The organism is Pseudomonas kuykendallii (assembly GCF_900106975.1).
Taxonomy (GTDB): domain Bacteria; phylum Pseudomonadota; class Gammaproteobacteria; order Pseudomonadales; family Pseudomonadaceae; genus Pseudomonas_O; species Pseudomonas_O kuykendallii.
Genome location: NZ_FNNU01000005.1, coordinates 117,678 through 138,912 on the forward strand (window position 1 = coordinate 117,678; position 21,235 = coordinate 138,912).

15 protein-coding genes and 1 tRNA gene are annotated in these 21,235 nt (G+C 60.4%); 12 read left to right on the forward strand and 4 right to left on the reverse strand.

Annotated elements, in window-relative coordinates:
* Positions 1 to 176: 176 nt before the first annotated feature.
* Both nhaA and BLV15_RS16525 read right to left on the reverse strand, forming a co-directional pair.
* The gene (gene nhaA, locus BLV15_RS16520) at positions 177 to 1,475 is read right to left on the reverse strand and encodes a Na+/H+ antiporter NhaA (RefSeq protein ID WP_090230670.1); all 1,299 of its coding nucleotides are present in this window, start codon (positions 1,473 to 1,475) and stop codon (positions 177 to 179) included.
* A 234-nt stretch (positions 1,476 to 1,709) separates the two neighbouring features.
* Positions 1,710 to 3,764: an ATP-binding protein gene (locus BLV15_RS16525; protein ID WP_090230673.1), complete on the reverse strand. Its 2,055-nt coding sequence runs from the start codon at positions 3,762 to 3,764 to the stop codon at positions 1,710 to 1,712.
* A gap of 238 nt (positions 3,765 to 4,002) precedes the next feature.
* Here BLV15_RS16525 and tig point away from each other — a divergent pair, with 238 nt between their 5' ends.
* The 11 genes from tig (at position 4,003) to BLV15_RS16580 (ending at position 16,234) form a co-directional block, all read left to right on the forward strand.
* Positions 4,003 to 5,313, forward strand: a complete 1,311-nt coding sequence (tig, locus tag BLV15_RS16530) for a trigger factor (protein ID WP_090230676.1) — start codon at positions 4,003 to 4,005, stop codon at positions 5,311 to 5,313.
* A gap of 89 nt (positions 5,314 to 5,402) precedes the next feature.
* Positions 5,403 to 6,041: an ATP-dependent Clp endopeptidase proteolytic subunit ClpP gene (gene clpP / locus BLV15_RS16535; RefSeq protein WP_090230678.1), complete on the forward strand. Its 639-nt coding sequence runs from the start codon at positions 5,403 to 5,405 to the stop codon at positions 6,039 to 6,041.
* 108 nt (positions 6,042 to 6,149) lie between these two features.
* On the forward strand, positions 6,150 to 7,430 hold the full coding sequence (gene clpX, locus BLV15_RS16540; protein ID WP_090230681.1) for an ATP-dependent Clp protease ATP-binding subunit ClpX: 1,281 nt from the start codon (positions 6,150 to 6,152) through the stop codon (positions 7,428 to 7,430).
* A 125-nt stretch (positions 7,431 to 7,555) separates the two neighbouring features.
* Complete coding sequence (gene lon / locus BLV15_RS16545) at positions 7,556 to 9,952, forward strand: endopeptidase La (RefSeq protein ID WP_090230683.1); 2,397 nt, start codon at positions 7,556 to 7,558, stop codon at positions 9,950 to 9,952.
* Positions 9,953 to 10,082: 130 nt separating this feature from the next.
* On the forward strand, positions 10,083 to 10,355 hold the full coding sequence (locus BLV15_RS16550) for an HU family DNA-binding protein (protein WP_090230685.1): 273 nt from the start codon (positions 10,083 to 10,085) through the stop codon (positions 10,353 to 10,355).
* Positions 10,356 to 10,404: 49 nt separating this feature from the next.
* Positions 10,405 to 10,481, forward strand: a tRNA-Asp gene (locus BLV15_RS16555).
* A gap of 94 nt (positions 10,482 to 10,575) precedes the next feature.
* Positions 10,576 to 12,453, forward strand: a complete 1,878-nt coding sequence (locus BLV15_RS16560) for a SurA N-terminal domain-containing protein (RefSeq protein ID WP_090230688.1) — start codon at positions 10,576 to 10,578, stop codon at positions 12,451 to 12,453.
* 322 nt (positions 12,454 to 12,775) lie between these two features.
* Entirely contained in the window at positions 12,776 to 13,054 is a 279-nt protein-coding gene (locus BLV15_RS16565) for a DUF3509 domain-containing protein (protein ID WP_090230690.1), read from the forward strand.
* A 177-nt stretch (positions 13,055 to 13,231) separates the two neighbouring features.
* A complete protein-coding gene (gene galU / locus BLV15_RS16570) occupies positions 13,232 to 14,071 on the forward strand; it encodes a UTP--glucose-1-phosphate uridylyltransferase GalU (RefSeq protein ID WP_090230693.1) in 840 nt (279 codons plus the stop codon).
* A gap of 168 nt (positions 14,072 to 14,239) precedes the next feature.
* Positions 14,240 to 15,595: a glutathione-disulfide reductase gene (gene gorA, locus BLV15_RS16575; RefSeq protein ID WP_090230696.1), complete on the forward strand. Its 1,356-nt coding sequence runs from the start codon at positions 14,240 to 14,242 to the stop codon at positions 15,593 to 15,595.
* Between the two features lie 9 nt (positions 15,596 to 15,604).
* The gene (locus BLV15_RS16580) at positions 15,605 to 16,234 is read left to right on the forward strand and encodes a trimeric intracellular cation channel family protein (RefSeq protein WP_090230698.1); all 630 of its coding nucleotides are present in this window, start codon (positions 15,605 to 15,607) and stop codon (positions 16,232 to 16,234) included.
* Between the two features lie 188 nt (positions 16,235 to 16,422).
* On the opposite strand, the gene BLV15_RS16585 is transcribed toward BLV15_RS16580, so the two are convergent.
* Both BLV15_RS16585 and BLV15_RS16590 read right to left on the reverse strand, forming a co-directional pair.
* Positions 16,423 to 17,064, reverse strand: coding sequence for a response regulator transcription factor (locus BLV15_RS16585; RefSeq protein ID WP_090230700.1), 642 nt, complete (start codon positions 17,062 to 17,064; stop codon positions 16,423 to 16,425).
* 39 nt (positions 17,065 to 17,103) lie between these two features.
* Positions 17,104 to 19,356 carry a PAS domain-containing sensor histidine kinase gene (locus BLV15_RS16590; RefSeq protein ID WP_090230703.1) on the reverse strand — a complete coding sequence of 751 codons (2,253 nt, stop codon included), beginning with the start codon at positions 19,354 to 19,356 and terminating at the stop codon, positions 17,104 to 17,106.
* Positions 19,357 to 19,578: 222 nt separating this feature from the next.
* Here BLV15_RS16590 and BLV15_RS16595 point away from each other — a divergent pair, with 222 nt between their 5' ends.
* Entirely contained in the window at positions 19,579 to 21,201 is a 1,623-nt protein-coding gene (locus BLV15_RS16595; protein WP_090230706.1) for an acyl-CoA synthetase, read from the forward strand.
* Positions 21,202 to 21,235 lie beyond the last annotated feature (34 nt).

The following is a 21,235-nucleotide window of genomic DNA, read 5'->3' on the forward strand; positions in this document are numbered from 1 at the left end:
GGTGTAGCGCCCGATGGTGGCGTCGTAAACGGTCGAGCCGCCCCACAGGCTGATGTATTCGCCGAACACGACATCGCTGGTAGCGAAGGAGCTGATGCTGGCGGAAAACCCTTTCACGGTGCGCGCCAGTTTTCGTTTACGAAAAATCCACTTCACCCAATCCAGTGCATTCATTCCTACGCTCCTTTCGCGTGTTCGGGGTTTGCAGCCACTCTGTTGCGTCTGGCGTAGAGGAGTCCCCAACTGAGACCGATCACGGCGGCGACCACCGAGGCGAGTAGCACGCCGAGTTTGGCCGCGTTCAGCAGGTTTTCATTATCGAACGCCAGGTTGGCGATGAAGATTGACATAGTGAAGCCAATCCCTGCGAGCAAACCGACGACACACACGCCTGGCCAGGTGACGTGCGGTGGAAGGCGGCACCACCCCAGGCGGACGACCAATACACTGGCGGCGATCACGCCAATTGGCTTGCCCACCACCAGGGCGAGGAAAACGCCGAGCAGGACCGTTTGCGAGCCATCGAGGTCGAGATTGACGCCGCCCAGCGTCACGCCGGCGTTTGCCAGTGCGAACAGCGGCATCACGCCGAACGCGACCCAGGGGTGCAGGGCGTTCTGTACGCGCGAAACCGGAGGCATCAGCTCCCGCTGCGCGCGCTTGAGGTGCTTGAGCCGGGGTGCCAGGGCCTCGGGCTGAGGCTTGGCGGCGTTCGCGTGTTTGCGCAGATCGCCGACAACTTCCACCACGGAGTCGATCGGGCGTTCCCGGCCGCGGCGCGGCAATACCGGTGTCATCAGGCCTAGGACGACGCCTGCCAGCGTGGGATGGGCGCCGGTCTGCAGCAGCCCGGTCCACAGCACGACGCCGGGAACGACGTAGGCGAAGGCGTTGCTGATGCCCATTCGCTGAAGGCCCAGGACCATCAGCACGCCGACCGCGGCGATCAGCAGGCCGGTGTAATCGAGTCCGGCGCCATAAAAGGCGGCGATGATCAGCACCGCCACGATGTCATCGATGATCGCCAGTGCGAGCAGCAGTACGCGAACGTTGCTGGGGATCGCTCGGCCCAGCAATGCCAATACCCCCACGGCGAACGCGATGTCGGTGGCGGTGGGCACCGCCCAGCCTTTTACGTGCACGGGGTCGGAGTTGAGGCACGCGTAGATGATCGCCGGGACGGTCACGCCACCGAGTGCTGCGGCGAGGGGCAGCGATGCGAGGCGGACGCTGGCGAGCGCGCCTTCGTGTATCTCGCGGCGGATCTCTACCCCGACCACCAGGAAGAACACCGTCATGAGCCCATCGTTGATCCAGAAGTGCAGCGAATGCGAGATCGAGTAGCTGCCCGCGCTAATCGATACCGGCGTGTGCCAAAGGGCGTGGTAGCTGTCCGAAGCAGGGCTGTTCGCCCAGATCAGCGCCAGCGCGGCCGCGGTGAGAAGCACGATTCCGCTGACGGCTTCGACGTGCATGAATCGTTCGATGGCGGAAAAGGCGCGTTCGGCGAGAAGTTGCGCGCGGGGGAGGGGCGAGGGGGAAGAATGGGATTTCACGGGCGAGCGCTCTCCGCGTGGCGGCCCGACCAGCGCTGATTGACCTGCACCGCGCGGAGCACGCGGTAACACCCTAGGCCAATCATACACAGGTCGGCGACGCGAAAAAGCGCTTGAATCGAGGCGCAGCCGAGAGCGTCAACTTAAGGGGGCTTAGTGGGAGGGCTCTTTGAGGAAGTGGCTGATCCGCTCGACGAAGGCGTCCATGGCGAACGGCTTGGTCAGCACTTGCATGCCCGGGTCCAGTTGTCCGCTACCAATGACGGCATTTTCGGCGTAGCCGGTGATAAACAGGACCTTGAGATCGGGCCGTTGCTGGCGTGCGGCATCGGCTACCTGCCGGCCATTCAGGCCGCCGGGAAGCCCTACATCGGTGATGAGCAGATCGATGGGCGCTCCGCTCTGGATCACCGCCAGCCCGGATGGCCCGTCTTCAGCTTCCAGTACGCAGTAACCCTGTTCCTGCAGAATCTCGACGATCAGCATCCGCAGGATCGGCTCATCGTCGATCACCAGGATGGCTTCGCTTTGCCGGGCCTGCGGGGGCTTGGCGTAGGCGGGCTCTTCGATGGTTTCAGGTTGGCCGTGGTGGCGCGGGAGATAAAGGCACAGGGTGGTGCCTTGGCCGGGTTCCGAAACGATCCTCACCTGTCCACCGGATTGACGGGCGAAGCCATAAACCATCGAAAGCCCGAGGCCGGTTCCCTGGCCGGTCGGCTTGGTCGTGAAGAACGGATCGAAGGCGCGCTCGATAACCTCCGCCGGCATCCCGCTGCCGGTGTCGATCACGCAAAGCGACACGTACTCGCCTGGAGCCAGGCCGCGCTCGCCCGCCTCGCCGAGGTCCAGTGAATGGTTGTTCGTCTCGATGGTCAGCGTGCCGCCATCCGGCATCGCGTCACGCGCGTTGATGCAGAAGTTGAGCAGCGAGTTTTCGAGCTGATTGGTGTCGGCGAATGCGGTCCAGAGGGCCTCGTTGCTGACCACTTCGACCTGGATTTTCGGCCCCATGGTGCGCCGGATCAGCTCTTCCATTCCGCTGACCAGGCGGTTGATGTCGGTCGGCCTGGGGTCCAGCGTCTGTCGCCGGGAAAACGCCAGCAGGCGATGGGTGAGGGCGGCGGCACGCTGCGTGGCGTTCTTTCCAGCGGCTATGTAGCGCCCGAGTTCGTCGATACGGCCTTGGTGGACGCGGGTTTCGAGCATCTCCAGGCTGCCGGCGATTCCGCCGAGCAGGTTGTTGAAGTCATGCGCCAGCCCACCCGTGAGTTGCCCCACGGCTTCCATCTTCTGGCTATGGCGGAGCAGTTCCTCGGTGTGCTGGAGCGCCTGCGCCTGTAGCTTTTCCGCAGTGAAGTCGCGGCCGACCGCATTGATCAGCCCGTCGCCGGGAACAGCCGTCCAGTTGATCCAGCGATAGCTGCCATCGCGATGGCGCAGGCGGCTCTCGAACCGTTTCATCGGCGTGCCCTCGCGCAGCGCTGCCACCGCGTTCTTCCAGTCGCCCAGATCGTCCCCGTGCACCAGGTCGAGCAGGTAATTGCCTACCAGCTGTTTCTCCTCCCAGCCGAGAACGCTGCTCCAGGCGGGGTTAATCGAGGCGATGATGCCGTCGAGGCGCGCCACTAGGATCAGGTCCGTGGACAGCTGCCAGAGACGGTTGCGATCGGCGGTACGCAAGGCGATCTCGCTTTCCAGCGACGCGGCCAGGGAGTGCAGATCGCGCTCGACGACGAAGCGTTGGGTGGTTTCCACCACGGTATCGATAACGCCGACGATGGCGCCATGCTCGTCATGTACGGGGCTGTAGCAGAAGGTGAAGTAGGCGTGTTCGAGGTAGCCGTGCCGGTGGATTGGTGTCGGGTAGTCCTCGATATAGGTCGCTTCGCCGCAGAGCGCTCGTTCTATGATCGGGCCGAGCGTGTCCCAGGCTTCGCTCCATATCTCGGCAAATGAGCGCCCCAAGGGTTGCGGCTTGTCACCCAGGATCGGGCGGAACGCGTCGTTGTAGATGGCCGTGAAGGACTTGCCCCAGAGAAGGCACTTGGGGAACTTGGAGTTCAGCACCGTTTGCACGGTCACCCGCAGTGCGGCGGACCATTCGCCGATCGGACCCAGCGGCGTAGCGGCCCAATCGTGCGCACGCACCTCGTCGCCCATTTGCCCGCCGTCTTGGAGAAAGCAATGCTGGGAAGTGTGGTCTGGCATCGTGATGTTCCGTCAGGAGCGAGCGAGGTAGCGAAGCGCTGAGCTGGCCCTATGATATGTCGTCGCCGCGCCGCTGTGGTGACTGCGGCGCATCGCAGCGAAAAATCCGCTGCGGCAGTTCGTAATAGATGTGTCGTGAAATGCGGACGGGTGACTTCTGCCCTTCGAGCCACTAGAATGCATGACCTTGATTCTGGGGTCGGAATGCCCGGCCATGTCTGTGCAACGAGGAATATCCATGCAAGTTTCTGTTGAAAGCACCTCCGCTCTGGAGCGCCGCATGACCATTGGCGTGCCTGCCGAGCGCATCGAGACCGAAGTCAACAAGCGTCTGCAGCAGACTGCCAGTCGTGCCAAGGTCGCCGGCTTCCGTCCCGGCAAGGTGCCGATGAGCGTCATCCGTCAGCGCTACGAATCAGCTGCACGGCAGGAAGCGCTGGGCGACCTGATCCAGTCGACTTTCTATGAAGCCATCGTCGAGCAGAAGCTGAACCCTGCCGGTGCGCCGGCCGTAGAGCCTAAAGTGTTCGAGAAGGGCAAGGATCTCGAGTACGTCGCCACCTTCGAAATCTTCCCGGAATTCCAGGTCGCCAGCTTCGATAACGTCGAAATCGAGCGCCTGCAAGCCGACGTGGCCGACAGCGATGTCGACAACATGCTGGACATCCTGCGCAAGCAGAATACCAGCTTCGAGAACGTCGACCGCGCCGCTGAAAATGGCGATCAGCTGAACATCGACTTCGTTGGCAAGCTGGACGGCGAAGCCTTCGCTGGCGGCTCGGCAAAGGGCACCGCGCTGGTTCTCGGCTCCGGCCGTATGATTCCGGGTTTCGAAGACGCTCTGGTTGGCGTGAAGGCCGGTGAAGAGCGCGTCATCACCCCGACCTTCCCGGCGGATTACCAGAACCTTGATCTTGCCGGCAAAACCGCCGAGTTCACCGTAACCGTAAACAGCGTCGCTGCGCCGAAGCTGCCTGAGCTGAACGATGCTTTCTTCGCCCTGTTCGGTATCAAGGAAGGCGGTCTGGAAGGCTTCCGTACCGAAGTTCGCAAGAACATGGAGCGTGAGCTGCGTCAGGCGATCAAGTCCAAGGTCAAGAATCAGGTCATGGAAGCGCTGCTCGCCAGCAATCCGGTCGAAGTGCCGAAAGCGCTGGTCAGCAATGAAATCGATCGTCTGCGTGCGCAGGCCGTGCAGCAGTTCGGCAGCAACATCAAGGCCGATCAACTGCCTGCGGAGCTCTTCGAAGAGCAAGCCAAGCGTCGCGTCCTGCTGGGTCTGGTCGTTGCCGAGGTGGTCAAGCAGTTCGAGCTAAAGCCGGACGAAGCACGTGTTCGCGAGATGATCCAGGAGATGGCATCCGCCTATCAGGAGCCGGAGCAGGTCGTGTCCTGGTACTACAAGAACGACCAGCAACTGGGTGAAGTCCGCTCGGTTGTGCTGGAAGAGCAAGTTGTAGATACTGTCCTGCAGAAGGCCAAGGTGACCGACAAGCAGGTCTCCTACGAAGAAGCTGTCAAGCCGGCGGAAGCACCGCAGGCCGCCTGATTCTCTCTTTCGTTCGAGTACACCATAAGCCAGCCGTCGAGCTGGCTTATGCGTTTTTGGATCTGACCCATTAGGAGCGATCGCAGGACATGTCCCGTAATCCATTCATGCAAATGCCTGAAATCCAAGCAGCCGGCGGCCTGGTGCCGATGGTCGTCGAACAGTCCGCTCGCGGCGAGCGCGCCTATGACATCTATTCTCGCCTTCTCAAGGAACGCATCATCTTCCTGGTAGGGCCTGTGGAAGACTATATGGCCAACCTGGTAGCCGCTCAGCTTCTGTTCCTCGAAGCGGAAAACCCGGACAAGGATATCCACCTGTACATCAACTCGCCGGGTGGCTCGGTCACTGCCGGTATGTCGATCTACGACACCATGCAGTTCATCAAGCCCGACGTCTCCACCATCTGCATCGGCCAGGCCTGCAGCATGGGGGCGTTCCTGCTCGCGGGCGGTGCCAAGGGCAAACGCTCCTGCCTGCCGAACTCGCGGATGATGATCCACCAGCCGCTGGGTGGTTTTCAGGGGCAGGCGTCGGACATCGACATCCATGCCAAGGAAATCCTCTCGATTCGCGCGCGCCTGAATGAATTGCTGGCGTTTCACACCGGCCAGGACATCGAAACCATCGAGCGTGACACCAACCGCGACAACTTTATGAACGCTGAACGTGCCGCCGAATACGGCCTGGTGGATCAGGTTCTCGTCCAGCGCCAGATGGCGAGCTAAACGGCGCCGTCCGATACGGCCGGACAATGTCTGGCCGTTCGCGGGCTTGAAAATGCCCGCAATTGCCTTCATCTTGTGTTTCAAGCCTACCCGGATTGGATTGATCGAATGACTGACACCCGCAATGGCGAGGACAACGGCAAACTGCTTTATTGCTCCTTCTGCGGCAAAAGCCAGCACGAAGTGCGCAAACTTATTGCCGGCCCCTCCGTGTTTATCTGCGACGAGTGCGTCGACCTGTGCAACGACATCATCCGCGAGGAGGTGCAGGAAGCACAGGCTGAAAGTAGTTCGCACAAGCTGCCGGCACCCAAGGAAATCAGCGGAATCCTGGATCAGTACGTGATCGGTCAGGAGCGCGCCAAGAAGGTTCTCGCCGTAGCGGTTTACAACCACTACAAGCGCTTGAATCAGCGCGAAAAGAAAGACGATGTCGAACTCGGCAAGAGCAATATCCTGCTCATCGGGCCTACCGGCTCGGGTAAGACCCTGCTCGCCGAAACGCTCGCTCGGTTGCTCAACGTTCCGTTCACCATCGCTGATGCTACGACCCTTACAGAGGCCGGCTACGTTGGCGAGGACGTAGAGAACATCATTCAGAAGCTGCTGCAGAAATGCGATTACGATGTCGAAAAGGCCCAGATGGGTATCGTCTACATCGATGAAATCGACAAGATTTCGCGCAAGTCTGATAACCCGTCGATTACCCGGGACGTGTCGGGCGAGGGTGTGCAGCAGGCGCTCCTCAAGCTGATCGAAGGAACCGTGGCTTCCGTGCCTCCTCAGGGTGGTCGCAAGCATCCGCAGCAGGAGTTTCTGCAGGTCGATACGCGTAACATCCTGTTCATCTGCGGTGGAGCGTTCTCTGGTTTGGAGAAGGTCATCCACAACCGTTCAACCCGGGGCGGCATCGGCTTCAATGCCGAAGTTCGCAGCAAGGAGCTGGGCAAGCAGGTCGGCGAAGCGCTGCGTGGCGTCGAGCCCGATGATCTGGTGAAGTTCGGCTTGATTCCTGAGTTCGTGGGTCGTCTGCCGGTTATCGCAACGCTCGATGAGCTGGATGAGGCCGCGCTGGTTCAGATCCTCACCGAACCCAAGAACGCCCTGACGAAGCAGTACGGCAAGCTATTCGAAATGGAAGGCGTGGACCTGGAATTCCGTCAGGACGCGCTGAAGGCCGTTGCTCACCGCGCGCTCGAGCGCAAAACAGGCGCTCGTGGATTGCGTTCCATCCTTGAGGGCGTGTTGCTCGATACCATGTACGAGATTCCGTCCCAGAGCGATGTCAGCAAGGTGGTCATCGACGAGAGTGTCATCGAGGGTACCTCCAAGCCGTTGCTCATCTATGAAAGCAGCGAGCCGCCAGCCAAGGCGGCGCCTGAGGCGTAACGAACGAAGGGGCCGATGGCCCCTTTGCTTTTTTCTACTGGCTTGTTTTTTCATGCCCCTAGCCCCATCTTAAGTTTCAAGGGCTACTCATTTTATGGCCGCATGGCCGCCGTAGAGCGAAAATCATGAAGAAAACCATCGATTTGCCACTCCTGCCGCTGCGCGATGTCGTGGTTTATCCGCACATGGTGATTCCGCTGTTCGTAGGGCGCGATAAATCCATCGAGGCCCTGGAATCGGCGATGACAGGGGACAAGCAGATACTCCTGTTGGCACAAAAGAACCCGGCCGACGACGACCCTCGCGAAGATGCTCTGTACCGCGTTGGGACAGTCGCTACGGTCCTGCAGCTGCTGAAACTGCCGGACGGCACCGTCAAGGTCTTGGTCGAGGGCGAGCAGCGCGGCGTAATCGAACGATTCCATGAAGTAGATGACCACTATCGTGCCGATGTGGCGCTGATCGAAGAGCAGGAAGCGCCTGATCGTGAAGCGGAAGTGTTCACCCGCAGTTTGCTGAGTCAGTTCGAGCAGTACGTTCAATTGGGCAAGAAAGTGCCCGCAGAAGTGCTTTCATCGCTCAACAGCATCGATGAGCCAAGCCGCCTGGTCGACACCATGGCCGCGCATATGGCGTTGAAAATCGAACAGAAGCAGGAAATCCTCGAGATCACCGATCTCGCTCCGCGGATCGAGCATGTGTTGGCCCTGCTGGATGCAGAAATCGACCTGCTGCAGGTCGAGAAGCGCATTCGTGGGCGTGTGAAGAAACAGATGGAGCGCAGTCAGCGCGAGTACTACCTGAACGAGCAGATGAAGGCCATTCAGAAGGAGCTCGGCGATATCGATGAAGGCCACAACGAAGTCGACGACCTGAAGAAGCGCATCGACGCTGCCGGGTTGCCAAAGGACGCGTTGGCCAAGGCCCAGGCAGAGCTGAACAAGCTCAAGCAAATGTCGCCTATGTCCGCCGAGGCGACGGTGGTGCGCTCGTACATCGACTGGCTGGTCAACGTGCCGTGGAAAGCTGAGAGCAAGGTTCGCCTGGATCTAAGCAAAGCCGAGGATATCCTCGACGCCGATCATTACGGCCTCGACGAAGTGAAAGAGCGTATCCTCGAGTACCTCGCGGTACAGAAGCGCGTGAAGAAGCTCAAAGGCCCCGTGCTTTGCCTGGTAGGACCTCCGGGCGTCGGCAAGACGTCCCTGGCTGAGTCCATCGCCCGCGCGACCAACCGCAAATTCGTTCGGATGGCGCTCGGCGGCGTACGCGACGAAGCAGAGATTCGCGGCCACCGGCGCACCTATATTGGATCGATGCCAGGGCGCCTGATTCAGAAAATGACCAAGGTGGGTGTCCGCAACCCGCTGTTCTTGCTCGACGAGATCGACAAGATGGGCAGCGATATGCGCGGCGATCCCGCTTCAGCACTGCTCGAGGTGCTGGATCCCGAACAGAACCACAACTTCAACGACCATTATCTGGAAGTCGACTACGACCTTTCCGACGTGATGTTCCTGTGTACCGCCAACTCGATGAACATCCCCGCGCCGTTGCTGGACCGCATGGAAGTAATTCGTCTGCCGGGTTACACCGAAGATGAGAAGATCAACATCGCTCAGAAGTACCTCGCGCCGAAGCAGGTTCAGGCCAATGGCTTGAAGAAGACCGAGGTGGAGTTCGATGAGGCCGCCCTGCGCGACATCATTCGTTATTACACGCGCGAAGCGGGGGTGCGTAGCCTGGAGCGGCAGATTGCCAAGATTTGCCGGAAGGTGGTCAAGGAGCACGCGACAGAGAAGCGCTTCAAGGTTGCAATTGACGCGGAATCTCTGGAGCATTTCCTGGGCGTCCGCAAGTTCCGCTACGGTCTGGCCGAGCAGCAGGATCAGATCGGTCAGGTGACCGGGCTGGCGTGGACGCAGGTAGGCGGGGAGTTGCTGACCATCGAGTCCGCCGTCGTTCCCGGCAAAGGTCAGCTCATCAAGACGGGCTCGCTGGGTGACGTCATGTTGGAGTCGATCACCGCCGCCCTGACGGTCGTTCGTAGCCGCGCGAAGAGCCTTGGTATCGCGCCCGACTTCCATGAAAAGCGCGATGTGCACATCCACATGCCCGAAGGTGCGACGCCGAAGGATGGTCCGAGTGCCGGTGTCGGCATGTGCACGGCGTTGGTTTCGGCGCTGACGCAGATCCCGGTCAGGGCGGATGTTGCCATGACGGGTGAAATCACCCTCCGAGGACAAGTGCTCGCAATCGGCGGGCTGAAGGAAAAGCTCCTCGCCGCTCATCGCGGTGGAATCAAGACCGTCATCATCCCCGAAGAGAACGTTCGCGATTTGAAGGAAATTCCGGAGAACATTAAGCGAGACCTGCAGATTAAACCGGTCAAATGGATTGACGAGGTCCTGCAAATTGCGCTGCAATACGCGCCGGAGCCCTTGCCCGATGCGGCTCCCGAGCTGGTAGCGAAGGATGACAAGCGGGAGACTGATCCCAAGGAGAGAATCAGTACTCACTAGCTGGACGCGTCCTTGACACTATTTTCTGGCCCTTGATATAAAGCGGCTCTTGTGTCGGCAGGCCCTCCAGCATCCGCTTCGCAAACACCTAATTACAGAAAACATACTCAATAGAAATAAGGGGACTTAAGTGAACAAGTCGGAACTGATCGATGCCATCGCCGCATCTGCTGATATCCCGAAAGCTGTCGCTGGCCGTGCGCTTGACGCGGTTATCGAATCCGTCACTGGCGCTCTGAAGGCTGGTGACTCCGTGGTACTGGTAGGCTTTGGTACCTTCGCAGTGAAAGAGCGCGCCGCTCGCACTGGCCGTAACCCGCAGACTGGCAACCCGATCAAAATCGACGCTGCCAAGATCCCTGGCTTCAAAGCAGGTAAAGCTCTGAAAGACGCTGTCAACTAAGCGTCTTCGGGCTTTGCCCTTCGGATCGGCATTGGCCTGATCCGGCTGCGGAGCGGTAGTTCAGTCGGTTAGAATACCGGCCTGTCACGCCGGGGGTCGCGGGTTCGAGTCCCGTCCGCTCCGCCATTTACGAGAAGGCGCATCCTCGGATGCGCCTTTCTTCTATCCGGATTCTACCCACGCTGCGCGGCCGTTTTTGTTATGGCTGTCTGGGGGACGCATGCTGCAGAACATCAGGGACAATTCACAAGGCTGGATTGCCAAGACCATCATCGGCGCCATCATCCTGCTCATGGCATTGACAGGTTTCGATGCCATTTTCAGAGCGACCGATCACAAGCAGGACGCTGCCAAAGTCAATGGCGATGAGATCGCCATTGCTGAATTGAATCAGGCCGTAGAAATGCAGCGCCGCCAATTGCTTCAGCAATTGGGCAAGGATTTCGATGCTTCCCAACTCGATGACAAACTTCTAAGAGATTCTGCTCTCAAGTCCTTGATCGAGCGGAAATTGGTGCTGCAGGGCGCCAAGGATGCAGGTTTTGCCTTTTCACAGCCTGCAATCGACCAGTTGATCCTGCGTACCCCCGAATTCCAGAGCGAAGGCCAGTTCAGTAGCGAGCGTTTCGACCAGGTCATTCGGCAAATGGGCTACAGCCGTCTGCAGTTCCGTCAGATGCTCGAGCAAGAGATGCTCATCGGGCAACTGCGTGCAGGTATTGCCGGTAGCGGTTTCGTCACTGATCCCGAGGTGAGCGCATTCGCTCGCCTCGAGAAGCAGACACGGGATTTCGCGACGCTGACCCTGCCGGCGGACGGTAGCGGTGTAACCGTCAGCCAGGATGAGGCGAAGGCTTACTACGACGCGCATGCCGCTCAGTTCATGAGTCCCGAGCAGGTCGTTCTTGAGTACGTGGAGCTGAAGAAGGAGGCATTCTTCGCTCAAGCACAAGTCAAGGATGAGGATCTGCAAGCGCTCTACCAGAAGGAAATCGGTAGCCTGGCCGAGCAGCGCGAGGCCGGCCACATCCTCATCGAGGTAAATGACAAGCAGACCGAGGCGCAGGCAAAAGCCAAGATCGACGAAATCAAGGCTCGCATCGACGGCGGCGCCGACTTCGCAGCGCAGGCCAAGCAGTTTTCCGAAGACCCGGGCTCGGCCGCTGCTGGCGGCAATCTCGGGTTCGCAGGTCCCGGTGTCTACGACCCTGCATTCGAGAAAGCGCTGTATTCGCTCAAGAAAGGCCAGGTTTCCGAACCGGTTCGCACGGACTTCGGATGGCATCTGATCAAGCTTCTCGACGTCCAGGCTCCCGAAGTCCCCAGCTTCGCCAGCCTCAAGAGCAAGCTGGAACATGATCTGAAATCCCAGGAAGTCGAGCAGCGTTTTGTCGATGTGAGCAAGCAGCTTGAGGACGCGTCGTTCGAAGCGTCGGATCTCGCCCAGCCTGCGCAGGAACTCGGCCTGAAAGTGCAGACCAGCGCTCCGTTCGGGCGCGAGGGTGGCGAAGGTCTGACGGCCAATCGGCAAGTGCTGCAGGCGGCGTTTAGCCCAGAGGTTCTTGAAGACGGTGCGAACAGCGGCGTGATCGAGCTCGATCCCGAAACCAGCGTAGTGATCCGCGTGAAAGAACACCGGATGCCCGAACAGCTCGCCCTGGAGCAGGTTTCGTCTTCCATTCGCGAACAGCTGTTGAAAGAGCGCGCTACCGAGGCGGCGAAAACCAAGGGTGAAGAGATGCTCGCCAGTCTGCGCGACGGCAAGACCTCGGTGCAGCAAGCGGGCGCGGCCGGTACCTGGCAGCCCGTAGAAGCCGCTACACGAAACCAGGAAGGTGTCGAAGCAGCGGTGCTCCAGGCGGTCTTCCGTATGCCGAAGCCTGCCGCTGGCACCGATAAACCCGCTTACACCGGTGTGGTGCTGTCGAACGGCAGCTACGTACTGGTGAAACTCAGCGGTGTGAGCGAGCCGGAGCAGGCGCTTTCGAGCGAAGAGAAGGCGTCCTATAGCCGATTCCTCGCCTCACGAAGCGGACAGCAGGATTTCGCCGCGTATCGCAAGAAGCTGGAAGCCGAGGCGAAGATCGAACGCTTCTGATCTCCGATCGAATGTTGAAGCAGCGATAGATGCCCGCCTCGAAAGAGGCGGGCATTTTTCATTTCGAGTCGAGTAACGGGCGCGTTTTCGAACTTGGGTGTTTTTTCCCGGTCGGAAAGCTGGACGACGGCTGAGCGCATGCGCAGCTACTTCGAACCATCCTGCAATTTGCAAGTCATAGAGCACAGGGTCATGCAATTTGCACGAGATCACCTACATCATTTTGCTCTAACTTATTGTTTTTATAGATTTTTTATTTCAAGCTCGGTTGGCATGAAGACTGCTCTCTAACGGCGACAAATGATCGCCTCAAGGACGTCCCATGCATCAAGCTCTGGAAACAATCGCCGCTTCCTTTCCTGGTTACCAAACATCCGCTACGGCTCGTCCTGATGGCGGTTATCTCCTGGCGTTGCGCGGCAAGGATGGTTCCGAGATCAAGCGTGTCGTCAGTGCCGCTCAGATTACGACCCATGCTCGCATCGAATGTCTGATCAGTACGATGCGCAGAGATATGGCGCTGCAGTTTGGTGAGGTTCCGCCGGTCGAGTCGCTACGGCGTCTGCGCGAGGCAGGTTTGCCCACCTATCACCATGCGTAATACGAACGTCATGGAAGCCTAGGAAGTTTGATTGCAGGAAAGATGCAGACGTTCACGGACGGCCTCAGGATGAGGCGAATGATGGAAGACATGGAAAATCCAGTCAGCCGTTGTAAGCCCGGAACGGCCTGATAGACTGGCCTCCGCACTTTTTCGTAATGCCCTTAAAGGACTCTCATGATCAAGAAATGCCTGTTTCCCGCTGCTGGTTATGGAACCCGTTTTCTCCCCGCTACCAAGGCCATGCCCAAGGAAATGCTGCCGGTGGTGAACAAGCCCTTGATCCAGTACGGCGTTGAGGAAGCGCTGGATGCAGGGCTTACGCAAATTGCTATTGTGACGGGACGCGGCAAGCGTTCGCTGGAAGACCACTTCGACATCAGCTACGAGCTGGAACACCAGATTCGCAACACCGACAAGGAAAAATACCTGGTCGGTATCCGTCGCCTGATCGATGAGTGCAATTTCTCCTACACCCGTCAAGTCGAGATGAAGGGCCTAGGTCACGCCATTCTCTGCGGCCGCCCGCTGATTGGCGACGAACCTTTCGCCGTGGTTCTGGCCGACGACCTCTGCTTCAACCTCGAGGGCGACGGCGTTCTGAAGCAGATGGTCAAGCTGTACAACCAGTTCCGCTGCTCGATCATCGCGATCCAGGAAGTGCCTCCGGAAGAAACGTCCAAGTATGGCGTGATCGCCGGCGAGCTGATCCGTGACGACATCTACCGCGTCAACAACATGGTCGAGAAGCCCAAGCCGGAAGATGCGCCTTCCAACCTGGCCATCATCGGTCGCTACATCCTGACGCCGGACATCTTCAAGCTCATCGAAGATACCGAGCCGGGCAAGGGCGGCGAGATCCAGATCACCGACGCGCTTCTCAAGCAAGCTCAGGACGGTTGCGTGCTGGCGTACAAGTTCAAAGGCAAGCGCTTCGACTGTGGTAGTGCCGAGGGTTACATCGACGCCACCAACTTCTGCTTCGAGAACCTCTACAAAACCGGTATGGCGTACTGACACGCTCTTACGCTGCGTTAGAAAAGCCGCCTCCGGGCGGCTTTTTCATGGACGCTGATCGGCATGCTTGCGGCGATAATGTGCGAGCAGCAGGAGAGGGCAGTGGTGGACCTTTGCCGCCCGAAGGCACGCGCTAGGTTATGCTTCGCGCATTACGAGGAGAATCACATGGCCTACGACTTCGACTTCTTTGTCATCGGCGCCGGATCCGGCGGCGTTCGCGCGGCGCGTTTCGCTGCGGGGTTTGGTGCGCGAGTCGCGATCGCCGAGAGTCGATACCTGGGCGGAACCTGCGTGAACGTCGGCTGCGTACCGAAGAAGCTGCTGGCCTACAGTGCTCACTTCGAAGAGGAGTTTCACCAGGCCAACGGCTTCGGCTGGTCGCACGGTGAAACGGACTTCGACTGGAAGAAGCTCATCGCTAACAAGGATCGTGAAATCCTTCGCCTGAACAACATCTACCAGAAGCTGCTGGATGATTCAGGGGCCACGCTCTTCGAGGGGCACGCGCGCCTCGTCGATGCGCATACCGTCGATCTCGACGGGAGACGTTACACCGCCGAAACCATCCTGATCGCCACGGGAGGCTGGCCGGTCATTCCCGATGTGCCTGGGCGTGAGCATGCGATCAGTTCGAACGAAGCGTTTTATCTTCCCGAGTTGCCCAAGCGCATGCTGGTGATCGGCGGCGGATACATCGCGGTGGAGTTCGCGTCGATCTTCAACGGTCTCGGGTGCAAGACCTCGCTGCTTTATAGAGGCGATCTGTTCCTGCGCGGCTTTGACGGCTCGCTCCGTCAGCATCTGCGCGATGAGATGCTGAAGAAAGGCCTGGACCTGCAGTTCAACACCGACATCGCCCGCATCGACAAACAGGCCGATGGCAGCCTGCTGGCGACGCTCAGGGATGGCCGTACCCTCGAAACCGATTGCGTGTTCTATGCCACCGGACGGCGGCCGATGCTGGATGACCTGGGGCTCGAGAACACGGCGGTCGAGCTGAATGAAAAGGGCTTCATCAAGGTCAACGAGGAATACCGCACCAACGAGCCTTCGATTCTCGCCATTGGCGATGTGATCGGTCGCGTGCAACTCACGCCGGTGGCGATCGCTGAAGGCATGGCGGTGGCGCGGCGCCTGTTTCGGCCGGAAGAGTATCGCCCCGTGGATTACTCGCAGATTCCTACCGCGGTCTTCAGCCTGCCGAACATCGGTACTGTCGGCATGACGGAAGAAGACGCGCGCATGACGCACGATGTCCGCATCTACGAGGCGCGTTTCCGCCCCATGAAGTTGAGCCTCACCGACAGCCAGGAACGCACGTTGATGAAGCTGGTAGTGGATGCGGAAACCCACCGCGTTCTGGGTTGCCACATGATCGGGCCGGAAGCAGGGGAGATCGTCCAGGGGCTGGCAGTGGCTCTGAAAGCGGGCGCGACCAAACAGCATTTCGACGAAACCATCGGCATTCACCCAACCGCGGCGGAAGAGTTCGTCACCATGCGCACGCCGGTGAGAACCTGAGCCCGGACCATGCCGTCATTCTTCTATCTGTCGGATCTGTTCGGCGTCGCCGTATTCGCCATCACGGGAGCGCTGATGGCCGGACGAAAGTCCATGGACCTGTTCGGCGTACTGGTGATCGCCATCATCACCGCAGTGGGCGGCGGCACGCTGCGGGACATGATTCTGGGTAACCATCCCGTCAGCTGGGTACGCGATGACACCTACATACTCGTCGCGTCGCTGGCCGCGATCTGCACGGTGGTGTGGGTCCAGCTGACCCGTCCGATCCATGAAAACGGCTTGCTGATTGCCGATGCCTTCGGGCTGGCGGTCTTCACGGTCATCGGCACCGAGGTGGCATTGGCTCATGAAACGTCCGCGAGCACGGCGGTGATCATGGGCGTGATGACCGGCGTTGCCGGCGGTGTGATGCGCGATGTGCTGTGTAACGAGATTCCGCTGATTTTTCAGAAGGAGATCTACGCAACCGCGTGCAGCGTTGGATCGCTGACGTTTCTCGGCTTGCGCGCGATGGAGATGCCGCACTGGCTGGATACCGGGATAGCGATGGGAGTGGTGCTGGCGATACGTCTGGCGGCCATTCGTTGGCATCTGTCGTTGCCGAGTTTTCATTTGCTGGATCGACACATTCCATAGCAGAGCGGTAGAGGCGTTTTTGCGGGCATCTCTTAATCCATAATTTAACATAATATACATTATGGGAAATTGCGGATTCTGCCACTGAGGCACCTGGACCCGTTAACGGCTGCCCGACGCTGTTCGTCATCCAATAGTACTTCAGCGACTCTCGCCGAGTCGCTCTAGCGCCAGACGTGATGACTGCATCAGCCTTGTCTCAACCGCAGCGGATCCACCAGTCCCGCGACGATCGCCATTCCAACCAGATCAGCAAGACGCTCCGCCTGCATGCGTTTCATCACGCGGGAACGATAAAGATCGACGGTCTTCACGCTGATGTTCAACTGCTCGGCGATTTCGCGGTTGGTGTAGCCCTTGACCAGAGGCAGCACCACATCGCGCTCCCTTGGCGTCAGCCTGGCCAGGCGCTCCTGGACGTCCTCCTGATCACTGCTGCCCGAGGTTTGCCGTTCCGAGCGGCTCAGTGCCACTTGCACACTGTCGAGTAGAAGCTGCTCGTTGTACGGCTTTTCGATGAAATCCCGCGCGCCTGCCTTGAATGCGCGCACCACGATGGGCACATCGGCGTGGCCGCTGACGAAGATGATGGGCAACTCCAGGCCCCGCGCACGCATTTCTTCCTGCACGTTCAAACCACCCATGCCAGGCATGCGCACGTCCAGGAGCACGCAGGCGTTAAGCGTCGCATCGCAGGCGGCGAGGAAATCGCGGCCACTGGTGAACGGAATGGCACGCAGCCCGACGGACTCGAACAGCCAGACCGTCGAGTCGAGCATGCCCTGATCGTCGTCCACCACATAAACCACTTGCTGGGTGGCAGTCGTCATTGAATCGTTCCTCTTGTTGTTATCGCCATCGCATGCGCCTCACGGTAACGGCAGCCTGCAGCGCATCAGCAAGCCGCCAGTCGCCGCGCGTTGCCCCTCCAGGGCGCCGCCAAAGCCCTCGATTATGCTGCGACTCATCGACAGCCCGAGCCCGAGTCCGTCCGGTTTGCTGGTGTAGAACGGGGTGAACACCCGCTCCAGTTCCGAGTCGTCGAGCCCAGGTCCTTCGTCAAGAACATCCACTTCCAGTCCGGAACCGGTCGTCAGTCGAGCCGACAGGACAATGCGTGACGCCTCTCCTGGCTGGGCCTCGCGGTTGGCGTCGATGGCATTGCGCAGGAGGTTGATCAGCACCTGCTCGAGCAATACGCGGTCGGCATACACCGGCGGCAGATTGTCCGGCAGGCGCTCCTCGATCACCACCTGCCAGGCGTTCGCCTCCCAGGCGCACAGGCGGACGGCCTCGCGTGTCACTTCGCAAAGGTCCAGCGCCTGCATGCGCCGCTGCCCCTTGCGCAGGAAGCCGCGCAACCGTTTGATGACTTCGGAGGCATGATTGGCGTGCTCGGTGATGCGTTCCAGCCCCTGCGAAACGCGCACGATTGCCTGCGGATTCTCCTCGAGCGATTGCAGGTAGCGCTGGCTGGCGCTGGCGTAGTTGACCACGGCGGCCAAGGGCTGGTTTATCTCGTGGGCGATACCGGAGGCGAGTTCGCCCAGGGTGACCAGCCGCGCCGTGTGTGCCAGCTCGTCTTGGTGGCGACGCTGCTGTGCCTCACGCAGCTCGCGCTCGGTCATGTCGCGAGCCACTAGCGAGTAATAGCGCTCTCCGCCCGCGGCCCGATGCGCCAGCAATACGAGAGAGACGGGTACTGACGCCCCTCCCAGCGGCGGATGCAAGCGTGAGTCAGCGCTCCACACACCCGCCCGCCCCGCTCTCTCGCGGCCCGTCTGCAAGCGGTTCAGGTCATCGGCGGCAAACAGCATCGACAGCGCCGGCATGGGCTGCCCCTCCTCCAGCTTCAACAACTTGCGGGCGGCGGGGTTGAGGTAGGTGATCCGCTCGTCTGCGTCGATGAACAGCACGGGGTCCGTGTTGGCCTCCACTACCTCCGCCAGCCGCCGCTTGTTCTCCTCGGCCTGGACGCGTGCGGTGATATCCCGCGATACGCTGACCACCTCGACCACAGCGCCCGTATACGTCTCGCGGATAGCGCGGCTGGCTGTCTCGAACCAAAGGTAATGGCCATCGCGATGGCGTATGCGGTACGTCATCGTGTGGTAGCCATCGGTCTCCAGCGCATCCCTCGCCCGCTGAATCAGCGACGCAAGATCCTGCGCGTGGAACAGGCCTTGGGCGAGCTGGCCGCGCAGGGTTTCGGGCCAGTAGCCCAGCAACGTCCATGATGCGGGCGAAGCATCCAGAAAGCGGCCATCCGGGGTGTGCCGGGAGATCAGGTCCGTGGTGTTCTCCGTGATCAGCCGGTACAAACGACGTGCCTTCGTCGCCTCGCGCTCGGCGAGCACCTGTTCGGTGGCCTCCCGGCAGCGAGCCAGGACACGCGACGCCTGCGGATCGGGAATGAAGGTCCAAATCAGAATGCGCCCATCGCACTCGGCTTCCACGTGCTCGATGGCGCGGCCCTGTTCGAGACACGCGCGCACCAGCGAAGCGTGGTTGACCGGCAGGAAGCGCACGACCGAGCCGGGAGGCTGATCGGCCAGCAGCGCCAGCAGCGCGGCATTCAACTCCAGAGGACCGCCGGCAGCGTCCAGCAGCAGGGTCGGCTGAGGGTCGTAACCGAGCAATGGCGAGGCGCGCATCAGGTCGCCGGAGATCGCCAGCAGCGTCGAGAGCAATTCATGCACCCAGCCGAGCCAATCCAGGCTGACGCCTTCCCGCACTTCCACCAGGAGCAGCCCAGGTCGACCCGGCTCCAGCGCAAGATCGAAGACCTGTCCGTGGCTGATCGCGGCCCTGCGCAACCTCCCGGAAAACCAGCAATCCAGCCCGCGAACCTGCTCCAGGTCCAGGCGGCCATGGTCTTCCAGGCTGACAAGAAGCGCCTGATCGCTGGCCAGCAAGGGGTCACCCTGCCCTGGGGGCAGATGCTGGCCGCTGCCTTCATGGCCATAGATGCCGACGCTCTCCAGCCAGCTCAGGTAGTAGGCTTGTCGCACCTCGGGGCAGCCGCGCAGGGCCCGACACACGGCGTCAGCGCGGGCCGAGAGCGGAACGCCTTCGCGCTGCAGGCGCAGCCATGTGTGCAGGCGGACCGGGTTCTGGCTCATCGGAATTCCCATAAGAAAACGGCGACAGCATATCTCCATACGACCAACTTCCGCCGAACGACCAATTGGATAATCTGCTTTATATAGTAAAATTACTATACGACGCAGGTAGTAGTTCCATATCCAGTGTGGGTCGTATATAAAATCACCGCATGATCTGCCGCCCGAACAGAACAGGCGAGCAGGCACCTAGAGCTAACAATCAGCCACCGGATGCCCAGCATGTCGATCTTCGAACAGGGTCTTGCCCCTGCAGCCGTGAACCATATCGCCCTCTCGCCGCTCAGCTTCATCGAGCGCACCGCCAGCGTCTATCCAACCTACCCGGCCGTCATCCATGGATCGATCCGTCGTACATGGGCGGAGACCTATGCACGCTGCCGGCGTCTGGCCTCCGCGCTGGCCGGGCGCGGCATCGGCAAGGACGACACCGTGGCGGTGATGCTGCCCAACATCCCGCAGATGCTCGAGGTGCACTTCGGCGTGCCCATGATCGGCGCGGTGCTCAATCCCCTCAACGTGCGCCTGGATGCCGAAGCCATCGCCTTCATGCTGCAGCATGGCGAAGCCAAAGTGGTCATCGCCGACCGTGAGTTCTTCGATGTGATCCATTCGGCCATCGGCATGCTCGATCACCCGCCGCTGGTGATTGATGTCGATGATCCGGAGTACGGCGAAGGTCAGCCGGTGAGCAACCTGGACTACGAAGCCTTTCTTGCCGAGGGTGATCCCGAGTTCGCCTGGCAGTGGCCGGACGATGAATGGCAGGCGATCAGCCTCAACTACACCTCCGGCACCACCGGTAATCCCAAGGGTGTGGTCTACCACCATCGAGGCGCGTACCTGAATGCCCTGGGCAACCAGATGACCTGGGCGATGGGCAATCATCCGGTCTACCTGTGGACGTTGCCGATGTTCCACTGCAATGGCTGGTGCTACCCCTGGACCGTCACGGCCCTCGCTGGGGTACACGTGTTCCTGCGCCGGGTCGACCCGCAGAAGATACTTACCCTGATCCGCGACGAGCAGGTCACGCACATGTGCGGGGCGCCCATCGTGCTGAATGCCCTGGTCAACATGCCGGCCGAAGCCAAGGCCGCCATCGATCACCCCGTCGAGGCGATGGTCGCCGGCGCCGCGCCGCCAGCGAAAGTGATCGGCGCCGTCGAAGAGATGGGCATCCGCGTCACCCACGTCTACGGGCTGACCGAGGTCTACGGCCCGGTGACCCTGTGCGCATGGCACGCCGAGTGGGACGCACTGCCGCTGGACCAGCGCGCGGAGATCAAGGCCCGCCAGGGCGTGCGCTACCCTACGCTCGAAGGCGTCATGGTCGGCGACCCGAAAACCCTTGAACCCACGCCGCGCGATGGCCAGACCATCGGCGAGGTCTTCATGCGCGGCAACACCGTGATGAAGGGCTACCTGAAGAACCCCAGCGCCACGGCGGAAGCCTTCGAGGGGGGCTGGTTCCACACCGGCGACCTCGCGGTATGCCATCCGGATGGCTATGTGGAGATCAAGGATCGCCTCAAGGACATCATCATCTCCGGGGGCGAAAACATCTCTACCATTGAGCTCGAAGGGGTCCTCTACCGTCATCCCGCCGTCCTGGAAGCCGCCGTGGTGGCGCGTCCGGACGAGAAATGGGGAGAAACGCCGTGTGCGTTCATCACCCTCAAGGCGGACCACCAGGCCGTTCGCGACAGCGACATCATCGGGTTCTGCCGGGATCACCTTGCCAGCTTCAAGGTGCCGCGCACGGTGGTGTTCATCAACCTGCCGAAGACGTCGACCGGGAAGATCCAGAAGTACCTCCTGCGCGACATGGCCAAGGCGCTGTAGCCGAAACACATCCTCCAGGCGACACAAGGCGACG

What these genes read in the sequence shown, in the direction of transcription:
- nhaA (WP_090230670.1), bottom strand. Translation starts at nt 1,475, where the DNA reads ATGCACGTCGAAGCCGTCAGCGGAATCGTGCTTCTCACCGCGGCCGCG.
- BLV15_RS16525 (WP_090230673.1), bottom strand. Translation starts at nt 3,764, where the DNA reads ATGCCAGACCACACTTCCCAGCATTGCTTTCTCCAAGACGGCGGGCAA.
- tig (WP_090230676.1), top strand. Translation starts at nt 4,003, where the DNA reads ATGCAAGTTTCTGTTGAAAGCACCTCCGCTCTGGAGCGCCGCATGACC.
- clpP (WP_090230678.1), top strand. Translation starts at nt 5,403, where the DNA reads ATGTCCCGTAATCCATTCATGCAAATGCCTGAAATCCAAGCAGCCGGC.
- clpX (WP_090230681.1), top strand. Translation starts at nt 6,150, where the DNA reads ATGACTGACACCCGCAATGGCGAGGACAACGGCAAACTGCTTTATTGC.
- lon (WP_090230683.1), top strand. Translation starts at nt 7,556, where the DNA reads ATGAAGAAAACCATCGATTTGCCACTCCTGCCGCTGCGCGATGTCGTG.
- BLV15_RS16560 (WP_090230688.1), top strand. Translation starts at nt 10,576, where the DNA reads ATGCTGCAGAACATCAGGGACAATTCACAAGGCTGGATTGCCAAGACC.
- BLV15_RS16565 (WP_090230690.1), top strand. Translation starts at nt 12,776, where the DNA reads ATGCATCAAGCTCTGGAAACAATCGCCGCTTCCTTTCCTGGTTACCAA.
- galU (WP_090230693.1), top strand. Translation starts at nt 13,232, where the DNA reads ATGATCAAGAAATGCCTGTTTCCCGCTGCTGGTTATGGAACCCGTTTT.
- gorA (WP_090230696.1), top strand. Translation starts at nt 14,240, where the DNA reads ATGGCCTACGACTTCGACTTCTTTGTCATCGGCGCCGGATCCGGCGGC.
- BLV15_RS16580 (WP_090230698.1), top strand. Translation starts at nt 15,605, where the DNA reads ATGCCGTCATTCTTCTATCTGTCGGATCTGTTCGGCGTCGCCGTATTC.
- BLV15_RS16585 (WP_090230700.1), bottom strand. Translation starts at nt 17,064, where the DNA reads ATGACGACTGCCACCCAGCAAGTGGTTTATGTGGTGGACGACGATCAG.
- BLV15_RS16590 (WP_090230703.1), bottom strand. Translation starts at nt 19,356, where the DNA reads ATGAGCCAGAACCCGGTCCGCCTGCACACATGGCTGCGCCTGCAGCGC.
- BLV15_RS16595 (WP_090230706.1), top strand. Translation starts at nt 19,579, where the DNA reads ATGTCGATCTTCGAACAGGGTCTTGCCCCTGCAGCCGTGAACCATATC.